We start from the raw sequence: 12,029 nt of genomic DNA on the forward strand, positions 1-12,029 counted from the left end.
CCGGTGAGAGGCCGTTGGCCATCGGATTCCAGGATATTCCCGGGGCCGCCGATCGGCACAGGGCCCGCGGCCGGCGATTCTCAGCCCCCGGCGGCCCTTGCCAGCTCGTCGAAACCGCCCTGGACGCCCTTGGCCAGCACGTCCAGATCGGGCATGGCGTCGAAATCGCCCGTGATGCCGAAGTGCAGCGACCCGCAGTACGACACGATCGCCGTCGCCGCCCGGATGCCGCCGGTCAGCGGCACGTACGGGTGCATCTCCAGCACCCTGCGGCCGAGTACGTACAGCGGGAAGTTCGGGCCCGGCACGTTCGTCGTCACCGTCTGCACGAGGTCCTGCCGCAGCCGGATCGGGAGGCGGGCGCCGAGCGACAGCAGGGCGGGCGCCACGGCCGTGTCGGTCAGCCGGGTGAGGGTCTGGGTCCCGGCCGCCTGGTTGCTGCGCTTGACGTCGTCGGTCTGTTCGCGGACGCGGCGCAGCCGCTCCAGCGGATCATCGACGCCCACCGGCAGGTTCACGAACACCGCCGCGACCCGGTTGTCGAGCACGCCGTGCTCGTCGGCGGCGCGCAGCGAGACCGGCACCGCCGACCGCACCACGGTGTCCCCGGCGAGGTCGCCGCGCCCGTTCAGCAGGTCGCGGTACCCGGCGGTGACCGAGGCCAGGACGACGTCGTTGATCGTCCCGCCGAGCGCCGCGCGGATCGCCTTGGCCTCGCCGAGCGGCACCTGCTGCCAGCACCAGCGGCGGTGCGGGCCGATCGGCCCGTTCAGCGACCCCGCCGACGGGCGGGCGAACCGGGCGGCGGCCCGGCGCAGCCCGGCCGCGAAGTCGCGGAGCTGCCGCGCCTCCGGCATCACGGTGCTGCGCGCGACGTCGCCGAGCTGCCGGACGGGCGAGGTGAGCCCGCGCTGGGCCGAGTCGACCAGCAGGTCGAGCCCAGACGGCGGGGCCTCCGGCTCCCAGCGGGCGGTCTCGGCGGGCGGCTCGTGCTCGGGGGACAGGTCGAACAGCACGGTCGCCAGGTCCATCCCGGCGACGCCGTCCACCATGCAGTGGTGCACCTTGACGATCATCGCCCAGCGCCCGCCGGTCAGCCCCTCGACCAGCCAGATCTCCCAGAGCGGCTTGGCGGGGTCGAGCCGCTGCGCGAGGATCCGCCCGGCCAGGTTGCGCAACTGCTCGTCGTTGCCCGGCGCCGGAAGCGCGGTGTGCCGGACGTGGTAGAGGATCTGGAAGTGGGGGTCGTCGGCCCAGACGGGCCGCCCCAGGTGCAGGGGCACCGGGTGGACGCGCTGCCGGTAGCGCGGGACTTGGGGGAGCTTGCCGACGATCGTCCGGATCAGGTCGCCGTAGGAAGGGGCGGGCCCCTCGAACACGACCACCGACGCCACGTGCAGGGGGGTGTTCTCGTCCTCCAGGAGGTAGAAGCTGGCGTCCAGTCCGCTCATCCGTTGCACGGCCTCACCATCTCTTTTCCGTTGGGGGTCGCAGGGGGAACGCGGGCGGTGGGGACGGGGTGCCGTCCGGGTCCGGCCGCATACGGCCATCCGTTCCCGCCGCTACCCGGCGAGCGGCGACTTATGTCCGCGATGTCCTTTGTGTGGGGCCCATTCGGGGCCCTGTGCGGTGACGCGGTGCTACGCGGTGGCGCGGTGCTACGCGGTGGCGCGGTGCTACGCGGCGACGTCCTTCGCGCGGCGGCGGGTGCGGCGCCGCACCGGGGCCGCCTTCGCCGCCGTGTGCTCGCGGACGAACGCGCCCACCTCGTGCAGCGCGGCCAGCCCCTCCGGCACCAGGTCCGCGAAGACCTGGAACACGTGGACCTGCCCCTCCCAGACCTGGAGCCGGCACGGCACCCCGGCCCGTGCCAGCCGTCCCGCCATCAGTTCGGCGTCCGGCAGCAGCATCTCGGTCGATCCCACCTGGATGAGCACCGGCGGGAGTCCCTCCAGCGGCCCGTTCACCGGCGACGCCATCGGATCGAGCGGTACCGCGCCCTCGGTCAGCAGGCCCGCCAGCCGCTCCACCCGCCGCGCCGGCAGGTAGGCGTCCAGCCGCGCGTTCTCGTGCGCGACCTTGCTGGTGTGGTCCAGGTCGGTCAGCGGGGCCAGCGCCACGATGCCGCCCGGCGACGGCAGCCCCTCGGCCAGCGCCTGCATCGTCGCGGCGAACGCCAGGAAGCCGCCGGCGGAGTCGCCCGCGACGACGATCCGTCCGGGCGCGTACCCCCGGTCGAGCAGCCACCGGTAGGCGCGCACGCAGTCGGCCACCGACACCGCGAGCGGCGCGGCGGGAAGCTGCCGGTACGCCACCGACAGGACCGGCGCGCCCGACGCCGCCGAGATCCGCGCGACCAGCCGCCGGTGCGTCCGGAGCCCGCAGGAGAAGAACCCGCCGCCGTGGAAGTACAGCACCGCCCGCCCGCCCGCATCCGAGGTGCCCGTGCCGGACGGGTCCGGCGCCGAGACCCACTCGGCCCGGAAGTCGCCGAACGGGACCGGCTCGACCCGCGCCCACCGCGGCGCCGGGAGCGCCAGCGGCGCGGCCAGGTCGATCGCGAACGCCGGGCGCAGCCCGCGCGGGCCGAGCGGCCACCATGACAGCAGCGGGCGGGCCGTGAGCCTCAGGCCGCGCGCGGTCAGCCGCGCGCGCACGGTGGCGCCCGGACGGGATTCGATCACGGGGTCCATCTGCGACCTCCCACGCGGTGCCGGCGGGCCGGCCTACTGACCAAGCGGTCACTAAGCCGGTCCGGGACAGCCTCGTATCGGGAGATCAGTGTGTCAAGTGTCGTTCCCGGGACGAGGGGGAGGAACCGGGCCCGTCCCCGGGCCCGCGCACCGCCAGCGCCAGCACCGCCCCGAGCGCGCACAGGCCGGCGGTGATCCAGAAGATCTCCTGGTACTCGGCCCGCAGCGCGTCCTGCACCGCCGCCGTGTAGGCCGCCATCTCGTGCTTGAACTCCGCCTTGGACATCAGGAACGGCAGCGGCGGCCTCAGCTCGGCGGTCAGCGCGTGGAACCGGTGGAAGCCCCACGCCGACAACGCCGAGATGCCGAGCAGCATCCCCATCATCCGCGCCACCACCACCGCCGCCGACGCCACGCCGTGCTGCGCCGCCGGGACGAACCGCAGCGCCGCCGACGACACCGGCGCGATCACCAGCCCGAGGCCGAGGCCCGTCACCACCAGGTCGACGTCCAGCCGGGGCAGCGCCCCGTACGAGGCGGCCTCCAGGTCGGCGGGCCAGCCCGCGATCAGCAGGTAGCCGCCGGCGGCCAGCGCGAGCCCGGCGGCCATCGGCCACCGCTCGCCGAACCGGCGCGCGGCCACCCCGCCCAGCACCGCCGCGACCGGCAGCGCCACCAGGAACCAGGTCAGCAGCAGCGCGCCGCCGAACGCGTCCCTGCCGAGCAGCGTCTGCGCGACCAGCACCACGTCGACCAGCGTCACCATCAGCGCCGCGCCCGACAGCAGGCTCACCCCCAGCGTCGCCAGCAGCGGCCCGCGCCGCACGCCGCCGAGGTCGAGCAGCCGCGTCCGCGTCCGGACCTCCCACAGCACGAACGCCGCCAGCGCCACCAGCCCGGCCGCGATCACCGGGACGCCCCACGGCGGCAGCGCCGACCTCTCCGGCTCGGGGTTGTAGACGCCGCAGACCAGGAGCCCGAGGCCGAGCGCGAGCAGCAGGCCGCCCACCACGTCCACGCCGCCGCGCGGCCCCTCCTTCCGGCCGCCCGGCACCGAGAGGTGCACCGCGACCATCGCCGCGGCGGCCAGCGGAAGGTTGATCCAGAAGATCCAGCGCCAGTCGAGCGCCGCCGCGATCCCCGCCCCGTAGAGCGGTCCGAGGACGCTGCCGAGTTCCTGCGCGGCCCCGACCCCGCCCAGCACCACCGGACGCTGCCGCTCGTCCCACAGGTCGCTCGCGAGGGCCATCGTCACCGGCAGCAGCGCGCCGCCGGCGATGCCCTGGACCACCCGCCCGGCGGTCAGCACGGGCACCCCGTGCGCCAGTGCGGTGACCGCCGACCCGACCGCGAAGAAGAACAGGCACGCCTGGAGTACGGGCCGCCGCCCGAACCGGTCGGAGAGCTGCCCGAGCAGCGGCATCGCCGCCACGTACCCGAGGAGGAACCCGGTCAGGACGGGCGTCACCCGCTCCAGCCGGTTCACCGGGATGCCGAGGTCCTCGACCACCGCCACCAGGATCGTGGTGACGACGTAGGCGTCGAGCGCGGCCAGCAGCACCACGGTGCCGCCGACCCCGACCGCGAGGCGGCGCCGGGTCACTTCGGCGCGCTGATCTTGTACGGGGCGTCGAACTCGGTGAAGTCGATGGTCACCGTGCCCTTCCCGTTGCTCGGGACGTTGCCCTTGACCTTGAGTAGCCGGTGGTCGGCCTTGCCCACCCACACCTGCCCGGCGACGTCCTCGCCGATGCCCGGCACCAGCCGGCCGAGGTCGTCCTTGGCCAGCGTCGCGCGCACCCGGTAGGCGTCCTTGCCGCCGATCCTCTCCTCGGCCTCGGCCTTGGCCCCCGTCGCCGAGGCCAGCAGCTTGGCGATGCCCCGGTCCGGGTCGAGCGCCGCGGACGGGTCGTACATCGCCGCCGCGAGCGTCTTGGACACCTTGCGCCAGCCGCCCGTCCCGGCGTCGAGGTAGATGCTCTCGCCCAGCGCGACGATCTTCATCTCGACGGTCTGCCCCGACTGCGCGACGGTCAGCGTGCCCTCGGCGTCCCCGCTCTTGAGCAGCTTGATGTCGGCGCCCTGCACCATGATCGGGGGTTTGTCCGCCGTCGACATCCGGACGTTGACGCTCTTCAGCCGGGCCATCGCGGCCGACGCCTCGCGCAGCGTCGCGGCGCCGTCGAACGCCGCGGCCCTGGGCCGGTCCGACCCGCCGCCGCCCCCTCCGTCGCACGCACCGGCCATGACCAGGGCGAACATCGCAGGTACGAGGGGGACGAGGCGAGCGCGGAGTCGTGGCATAGGCGGACCCTACCGACCGGTCACCTCGGGCGTCACTCGCCTGGAGGTATGACATCGTCCGACCAAAGGTGGAGATCTCCTTCGCGGTGGCCCCGGCCGAGACCCCGCCGCTAAGATGACCTACGGCGCGCCCCTATCTCTTCTCTCACTTCGCGGGGGCTGCCCGGGGGCGGTAGCTCAGCTGGTTAGAGCAGGGAACTCATAATTCCTGGGCCGCGGGTTCGAGTCCCGCCCGCCCTACGTACGACCGTGCGGCGGGGGCCGCAGGACCCCGCCCGGGAGGCGTCGCGCCCGGCTCCGAAGGTAGCGCTGCTCGGGGATGCTGGTGGTCAGGCGCGCCGCCGTCCGGTAGGACGCCAGCGCGCCCCGGTGGTCGCCCGCCATCTCCAGCAGGTGCGCCCGTACCGCGTGGAGGCGGTGGTGCCCGCTCATCCGGTCGTCGGAGCCGAGCGGGACGAGCAGGTCCAGCCCGGCCCGCGGCCCCCGCACCATGGCGACCGCGACGGCGTGGTTGAGGGTGACCATGGGGTTGGGGGCGAGCCGCTCGAGCAGCCCGTACAGGGCGAGGATCTGCGGCCAGTCGGTGTCCTCGGCGCGCGCGGCCTCCGCGTGGACGGCGGCGATGGCGGCCTGGAGCTGGTACGGGCCGAGCGGCGTGCGGTCCAGGGCGCGGGCGACCAGGGCGACGCCCTCGTCCACCGACTCCCGGTGCCACCGGCCGCGGTCCTGCTCGGCGAGCGGGACCAGCGCGCCGTCCGGTCCGGTGCGGGCCGGACGGCGCGCGTCGGTCAGCAGCATCAGCGCGAGGAGTCCGGCGACCTCGCCGTCGCCGGGCAGCCGCCGGTGCACGGCGCGGGCGAGCCGGATCGCCTCGGCGGTCAGCTCGCCGCGGTGCAGGTCCGGGCCGGACGTGGCGGTGTGGCCCTCGGTGAAGATCAGGTAGAGCACGTGCAGGACGGCCCGCAGCCGGTCGCCCCGCTCGTGCTCGGGCGGCGGCCGGAATCGGGCGCCCGCGGCCCTGACCCGCTGCTTGGCGCGGCTGACGCGCTGCGCCATGGTCGCCTCGGGCACCAGGAACGCGCGGGCGATCTGGGCCGTGCTCAGACCGCCGACCGCGCGGAGGGTGAGCGCGACCTGCGAGGCCGGGGTGAGGGCGGGGTGGCAGCACAGCGTCAGCAGGGTCAGGGTGTCGTCCCGGTCCCGCGGGCCGCCCGCGTCGGCGGCGGGCGCGAGGAGGTCGTCCGGCGGCGTCCGGGACGCCGCCTCCTCCTCCCGCCGCCTGCGCGCGCCCTCGCTGCGGAGCTGGTCGGCCATCCGGCGGGACGCGACCGTGATCAGCCAGCCGCGCGGGTCGACGGGCGTCCCGTCCACGGGCCACCGTGTCGCGGCGGCCAGCAGCGCCTCCTGCATCGCGTCCTCGGCGGTCTCGAGTTCCCGAACCGCCGCACCAGCGCACCGAGGACCCGCGGCGCCAGCCGGCGCAGCAGGTCCTCGACCCCGGCCCCGGTCGTCACATCTCCTGGCCGGACGGGCCCATGACCGGACGCACCTCGACCGCGGCGAACCGGGCGTCGGGCAGCCGCGCCGCGATCTCGGCGGCCCGGCCGGGGCTCTCGCAGTCGACCACGAAGTACCCGGCGAGCTGCTCCTTGGCCTCGACGAACGGCCCGTCGGTGGTCGCCGCGACGCCCCCGCGCACCCGGACGGTCCGGGTGTTCAGCGGGTCGGCCAGCGGTTCCGCGCCGACCAGCTCGCCGGACTCGGTGATCTCTTTGATCAGCTCCTCGAACCGCGCGGTCATCCCGGCGCGCTCGGCCGCCGGCAGCGCCAGGCTCTCGGGCACGTTCAGGAACATCGGGTGCCCCCAGTTCTCCGGGTTTCCGTAGATCAGCAGCATGTACTTCACGTTCGGCTCCTCACGTTCGCGGCCCCGGGTGCGGGCCCTCACAGCAGAGGTCGGAGCGGAGGCCCCGGTCTCGACATCCCCGGGAGCCCGTCCCGCGCGCGGCGCCGCGCCGAGATCCTGGCGCCGTCCCGGCGGGCCCGCGTCAGGCGGGCCAGTCGGGGCGGCGCTTGTCCAGGAACGCGCGCATGCCCTCCTGCGCCTCCGGGGTCTGGCTGGCGGCGGCCATGACCTCGATGGCGTAGGTGTAGGCGTCGGCCTCGGGACGGTCGAGCTGGGCGTACAGCGCCTGCTTGCCGAGGGCCTTGCTGCTCGGGCTGCCCTGGGTGGCCCGGGTCAGCAGGGCGAGGGTGGCCTCGCCGAGCTCGGCGTCCGGCACCGCGTAGTTGATCAGGCCCCACACGGCGGCGGTGCGGGCGTCCACCACCTCGCCGGTGAGGGCCATCTCCACCGCCCGCTTCCGGCCGACGCCGCGCGCGATCGGGACCATCGGGGTGTGGCAGAACCAGCCGCCCTTGCCGCCGGGGGCGGCGAACCCGGCGCTCTCGGCGGCTACCGCCAGGTCGCAGCTCGCAACGAGCTGGCAGCCCGCGGCGGTGGCCAGTGCGTGGACGCGGGCGACCACGACCTGCGGCACGGACTGGATCGTCCGCATCAGCTCGGTGCAGGTCTGGAGCAGGCTCCGCACCTCGGCGTGGGACGCGCCGGCCAGGTCGGCGAAGTCGTGGCCGGCCGAGAACACTGGCCCCTCCGCCGCCAGGACGATCCCGCGGGCGTCGGTGTCCGCCACCTCGCGGAACGCCTCGGTGAGGGACAGCAGGAACGCGCGGGACAGCGCGTTGCGCCGCCGCGGCCGGTTCATGGTGATGGTGGTGAAGGCGCCGTCGCGCTGGACAAGGACATCGCTCATGACCGTGACGCTACGTCAGCGCCGTCCCTGTCGCACGGGGGGCACGGTCCCTAGGCTGGCGGCATGGCGCGAGCGACGACGGCATCGATCCCGGACCCACCCCGGACCCGACCCGGATCGCCTCCGCCCGTCCCGCCGGACGGGCGTTCCGGGAGGGCCGACGGTGGTCGGGTCCGCTGACGGGGGGCCCGGCAAGCTGCACGGCGGCCGGCACGGGCTGTCGCGCGACTACGTACGGGACAACCAGCGCGGCCGGATCCTGTCGGCCGTCGTCGCCGCCGCCGGGGAGATCGGCTACTCGCGGATGAGCGTGGAGGCCGTCATCGGCCGGGCCCAGGTGTCCCGCCGGACCTTCTACGAGCACTTCGGCAACAAGGAGGAGGCGTTCCTCGCCGCCTACGACCACGTGATGAACGGCCTGCTGGAGCGCACCGCCGAGGCGTACCAGCGGGAGACCGGCATCCCCGACCGGTTCCAGGCGGGGCTGCGCGCGTTCCTGGAGGGGCTGGCCGCCGATCCGGCCGCCGCCCGCATGTGCATCGTGGAGGTGCTGCCCGCCGGGCGGCGCGCGACCGCCCGGCGGGACGAGATGCTGCGCACCTTCGCGGGGCTCGCCGAGCTGGAGGTGCGGCGGCTCTCGCCGGGCTACCGCGCCCCGGCGCTGACCGCCGAGCTGACCATCGGCGGGCTCTACTCGGTGGTGTACACACGGGTGGTGGCGGGCCTGGTGCACGAGCTCCCGGGCATGGTGCCCGACCTGGCGTACGCACTGTACGTGCGGCCGTGACGGGCGAACCCGTGCCGGATGTCGGACCCCCGGCGTACCGTGGGCGGGTCCACGGATGCGCCGAGGGGGTCCGGCCGTGAAGCTGCTCACCGCGACCGACGTCAGCCAGGGATACCGCGACAACGACTTCGACTGGTGCGTCGAGGGCGAGCTGGTCCACATCGGCGTGGTGTGCGCCCGCGACCGCGGCGACCCCGACGGCGGCTGCGGCTGCGGCCGGGCGTTCGCCGGGCTCAACTCGCACCGCGCCACCACCACCGCGATGGTCCGCGAGGTCCCCGGGTTCACCGCCGGCGACTACGTCGAGGCGATCCGGTCCAGCCTGGAGCAGCAGGGCCACGACCCCACCTACGCCGAGCACGAGGCGGCGATGCTGCGCTGCCTGGTGCGCGACTGGCCGGAGGGGGTGATCGTCGAGCGGCGGCTCGATGAGATCGTGGTCAGGCAGGTCGTCCAACCCTAGCCAGGAGGTGCGCTCATGCTGGTCGCGTTCTCGGTGACCCCGCTCGGAACCGGTACGGACGTCGGTGAGCTTGTCGCGGAGGCGGTCCGGGTGGTGCGGGCCAGCGGCCTGCCCAACCGCACCGACGCCATGTTCACCACCATCGAGGGCGAGTGGGACGAGGTGATGGCGGTGGTCAAGGAGGCCACCGACGCCGTCGCGGCCCGCGCGCCCCGGGTCAGCCTCGTCGTCAAGGCCGACCTGCGGCCCGGCACGACCGGGGCACTCGAGGCCAAGGTCGAGACGATCGAACGCCACCTGGCCGGCTGACTCCGGCACCCGGCGTGCGGCACCCGGCGTGGGGCACCCGGCACCCGGTACCCGGCGTGCGGTGGCCGCGTGCGGTCAGCCGTCGCGGAGCCAGTCCTCGATCTCCTCGTCGGTGGGCGGGAACAGGCACCACAGCGCCTCGTCCAGCGAGCCGCACAGCGTGATCCGCTCGTGCATGCCGAGGATGCGGAACATCTTGGCCGCGAACGGCCGCACGCCCGTCACGGCGAGGCCGGTGCCGCGCGCCGCGCAGTGCTCGGCGGCGGCCGAGACGGTGCGCATGCCCGCCGCGTCGAAGAACGAGACCCCCGACAGGTCGAGCACCAGCGGCCGGTCGGCGGCGCGCACCACGGCGCGCAGCCGGCGCCGTGCCTCCGGGGCGGTGAGCCGGTCGAGCTCGCCGCTGAGCAGCACCGTGGTGTGCCGCCTGCCGTCGATCACGAGCACATCGACCGCGGTGTCCTTCATGGGTGACCTTCGCATCGGGGACGGTGACACAGAATCATCGCGCGGACACGCAAGGTTGCCAACCCTGTGGACCGGGATTCTGCGGGCGCGTTCGGCGTGACTCCGGTGGTCCGGGACGGCGCGGGCGCCATGGTAGCGGGGACGTCCTCGCGCGGGAGGGCGGCTACGGGGTGATCACGCAGGGGGCGCCGCCGCAGACGTCGACGACCTGGCCGGTCGACAGGAAGACCGCCTTCTGCCGCCGCGCGAGGGCGGCGCCGCGCGGGTCCGAGTGCGGGTCGCGGCCCTCCGTCGGCGGGGTGTTGGTCAGCGGGGGAGCGGGCGAGCCGCTGTCCCACAGCACCAGCGCGGAGCCGTCGTAGGGGTCGGCGCCGAGGGCCGGGAGGTCCCAGAACGGGACCTTGTCGGGGCTGCGGCCGGGCGTCAGCGCCGGGGCGTGCACGCGGGCGCCGATCGTGCGGGCCTCGACCTCCGCGGCCACCGGGGCGACCTGGTGGTCGCCGAACGCGATGTGCATCAGCACCCGGTGCTTCGGTGTGCCCGGGAGCGGCCGGTCGGTCATGTGCCAGGCGTAGCCGTTGGCCTCGCCCCGGTCCCAGAGCATCTGGATCAGGCCCAGCCCGATCTGCTGGTCGAGCTTGTCGGGGTAGAACCGGGAGAGGACCTGCTCGTAGGTGGGGAAGTCGGCGCTGCGGTTGAGTAGCGTGCTGTAGTTCATCGCCGGGACGCCGAGCACGGACCGGCGGAGGTCGGGCGACACCGCGGTCAGCGCGCCGCCCATGATGCCGCCCTGGCTGTTGCCGTCGTAGGCCAGGCCGGCGGACGGGTCGATCAGCGGCTTGCCGGCGCCGTCCTGGAACGCCTTGTCGCGCGCGAAGCCGCGGGTCATCGCGCGGCCGAGCACGATGAAGTTCAGCATGCCCTGCTGGAGCCGGTCGGCGACCGTCCGGAAGCGGGAGATGTCGGCGAGCGCGGTGAGGACGTTCGGGATGTCCTCGTCGGCCATCCCCGACCACTTGGTCGCGCAGAACGCGAAGCCGTGCTCGGCCGCCATCGCCTTGACGTTGCCGGCGCCGACCTCGCTCTCCTTGCCGAGCAGCCCGTGCCCGTACAGCGCGGGCCGGGCCGCCTTGGTGAACGCCGACTTCGGGATCTCGCACTGGAAGGCGACGAGCTGGAGGTTGCCCGGCAGCCGGGACGGGAGCCCGTCGGCGCCGTACCGGAACGCCGAGCCGGGCGGGCCGCCGGGCTGGTCCAGATAGCTCGGCGCGAGGAGGAAGCCCTTCACCTCGCGGCCGATCTGCTCGTCCACGTCGTCGGCGACCTGGGTGACCGCGAAGCCGGGGGAGCCGTCGCCGAGCCCGGCGAGCGCGTCGTCGCGGATCTTCAGCATCCGCCCGGACAGGCCCTGCCGGCTCGCCACCGTGAAGTCCCAGGCGAGGTACAGCCCGGCGCGTCCCACCCCGTGCCGGGCGAGGCCCGCCAGCACCGCCCGCTCGGCGCGCTGCCGCGCGCGCAGCGGGTCGGCGGCCGGCAGATCCGGACCGAGGATCCTGGCGAACGCGGCGCCGGGCGCGATGGCCGCGCCGTCCGCGCCGCGCAGGTTCCGGAACGCGACGGCGTAGTGGTGCCCCTCGCGGAGGTTGCGCGCGGGCCGGACGATCAGCGCCCGCCGGTCGGCCGTGTCGGCGTTCGCGTCCAGCTCGGCCCAGTACGGCACCCGCTCCCCGGTCGCGGTGTCGACGATGACGACCGGGGCGTCCGGGCGCAGCGAGGAGCCGATGTCGGTGATCGGCGCGACGCCGCTGCGGCCGACGTCCACGCCGGGCACCCGGGCGAGCAGCATGGAGCCGGGCGAGAAGCCGTCCGACCGGTTCCACTCGGCGGGGTCGACCGGGATCCCGATCGAGTTGCGCAGCGTCGTGCGCAGGGCGACCCGGCGGCCGGTCGGCGTGGACGGATCGGGACGGGTGTACCAGTCGCTCGGGAACGGGAGCAGGCACGCGGCCGGATCGATCGGGTCGCAGCCGTCCCCCTCGGCCGGCGACGCCGCGGCGGGCCGCGCGGGGGCGGACGGCCCGGCGGCGGTGGCCGGCGGGGGCGCGGCGAGCAGCGCCAGGGCCAGCAGGGCGCCGGCGGCCGAGGCCGTCGCGCGCAGGACAGAGGAACGCAAGGCCGACCTCCCGGATCGC

At 74.9% G+C, this 12,029-nt stretch carries 12 protein-coding genes and 1 tRNA gene; 4 read left to right on the plus strand and 9 right to left on the minus strand.

Going from position 1 to position 12,029, the window contains the following annotated elements; genetic code table 11:
• Nucleotides 1-80 precede the first annotated feature (80 nt).
• The 4 genes from OHA34_RS34725 to OHA34_RS34740 form a co-directional block, all read right to left on the minus strand.
• Nucleotides 81-1,451 (minus strand): WS/DGAT/MGAT family O-acyltransferase, encoded by a 1,371-nt coding sequence (locus tag OHA34_RS34725; protein ID WP_285937074.1) that lies wholly within the window; start codon nt 1,449-1,451, stop codon nt 81-83.
• A gap of 225 nt (nt 1,452-1,676) precedes the next feature.
• Entirely contained in the window at nt 1,677-2,693 is a 1,017-nt protein-coding gene (locus OHA34_RS34730) for an alpha/beta hydrolase (RefSeq protein ID WP_329520029.1), read from the minus strand.
• A gap of 85 nt (nt 2,694-2,778) precedes the next feature.
• The gene (locus tag OHA34_RS34735; RefSeq protein WP_329520030.1) at nt 2,779-4,296 is read right to left on the minus strand and encodes an MFS transporter; all 1,518 of its coding nucleotides are present in this window, start codon (nt 4,294-4,296) and stop codon (nt 2,779-2,781) included.
• Nucleotides 4,293-4,997, minus strand: coding sequence for an LppX_LprAFG lipoprotein (locus OHA34_RS34740; protein WP_285937070.1), 705 nt, complete (start codon nt 4,995-4,997; stop codon nt 4,293-4,295). Before OHA34_RS34740 ends, OHA34_RS34735 begins: the two co-directional genes overlap by 4 nt.
• A gap of 166 nt (nt 4,998-5,163) precedes the next feature.
• On the opposite strand from OHA34_RS34740, the gene OHA34_RS34745 reads away from it, so the two are divergent.
• A tRNA-Ile gene (locus OHA34_RS34745) sits at nt 5,164-5,237 on the plus strand.
• Here the strand turns inward: OHA34_RS34745 and OHA34_RS34750 are convergent.
• The 3 genes from OHA34_RS34750 to OHA34_RS34760 all read right to left on the minus strand — a co-directional run bounded on the left by OHA34_RS34750 (nt 5,235) and on the right by OHA34_RS34760 (nt 7,810).
• Complete coding sequence (locus OHA34_RS34750; RefSeq protein WP_329520031.1) at nt 5,235-6,407, minus strand: RNA polymerase sigma factor; 1,173 nt, start codon at nt 6,405-6,407, stop codon at nt 5,235-5,237. The genes OHA34_RS34745 and OHA34_RS34750 overlap by 3 nt on opposite strands.
• A 100-nt stretch (nt 6,408-6,507) precedes the next feature.
• On the minus strand, nt 6,508-6,894 hold the full coding sequence (locus OHA34_RS34755) for a YciI family protein (protein WP_285938564.1): 387 nt from the start codon (nt 6,892-6,894) through the stop codon (nt 6,508-6,510).
• Between the two features lie 151 nt (nt 6,895-7,045).
• A complete protein-coding gene (locus OHA34_RS34760; RefSeq protein WP_329520032.1) occupies nt 7,046-7,810 on the minus strand; it encodes an enoyl-CoA hydratase-related protein in 765 nt (254 codons plus the stop codon).
• A gap of 163 nt (nt 7,811-7,973) precedes the next feature.
• Between OHA34_RS34760 and OHA34_RS34765 the strand changes: the two genes are divergently transcribed.
• From OHA34_RS34765 to OHA34_RS34775, 3 genes are all read left to right on the plus strand, one after another.
• A complete protein-coding gene (locus tag OHA34_RS34765) occupies nt 7,974-8,597 on the plus strand; it encodes a TetR/AcrR family transcriptional regulator (RefSeq protein WP_285937067.1) in 624 nt (207 codons plus the stop codon).
• A 76-nt stretch (nt 8,598-8,673) separates the two neighbouring features.
• Nucleotides 8,674-9,060: a DUF7715 family protein gene (locus OHA34_RS34770; protein ID WP_285937066.1), complete on the plus strand. Its 387-nt coding sequence runs from the start codon at nt 8,674-8,676 to the stop codon at nt 9,058-9,060.
• A 15-nt stretch (nt 9,061-9,075) separates the two neighbouring features.
• The gene (locus tag OHA34_RS34775; RefSeq protein ID WP_285937065.1) at nt 9,076-9,369 is read left to right on the plus strand and encodes an MTH1187 family thiamine-binding protein; all 294 of its coding nucleotides are present in this window, start codon (nt 9,076-9,078) and stop codon (nt 9,367-9,369) included.
• Between the two features lie 75 nt (nt 9,370-9,444).
• Here OHA34_RS34775 and OHA34_RS34780 read toward each other — a convergent pair whose 3' ends face one another.
• Together OHA34_RS34780 and OHA34_RS34785 are read right to left on the minus strand one after the other, a co-directional pair.
• A complete protein-coding gene (locus tag OHA34_RS34780) occupies nt 9,445-9,837 on the minus strand; it encodes an STAS domain-containing protein (RefSeq protein WP_285937064.1) in 393 nt (130 codons plus the stop codon).
• A 163-nt stretch (nt 9,838-10,000) separates the two neighbouring features.
• Entirely contained in the window at nt 10,001-12,010 is a 2,010-nt protein-coding gene (locus OHA34_RS34785) for a hypothetical protein (protein WP_329520033.1), read from the minus strand.
• Between the last annotated feature and the right edge of the window lie 19 nt (nt 12,011-12,029).

Origin of the sequence: Spirillospora sp. NBC_01491 (genome assembly GCF_036227065.1) — a bacterium.
Taxonomy (GTDB): Bacteria; Actinomycetota; Actinomycetes; order Streptosporangiales; family Streptosporangiaceae; genus Spirillospora; species Spirillospora xylanilytica.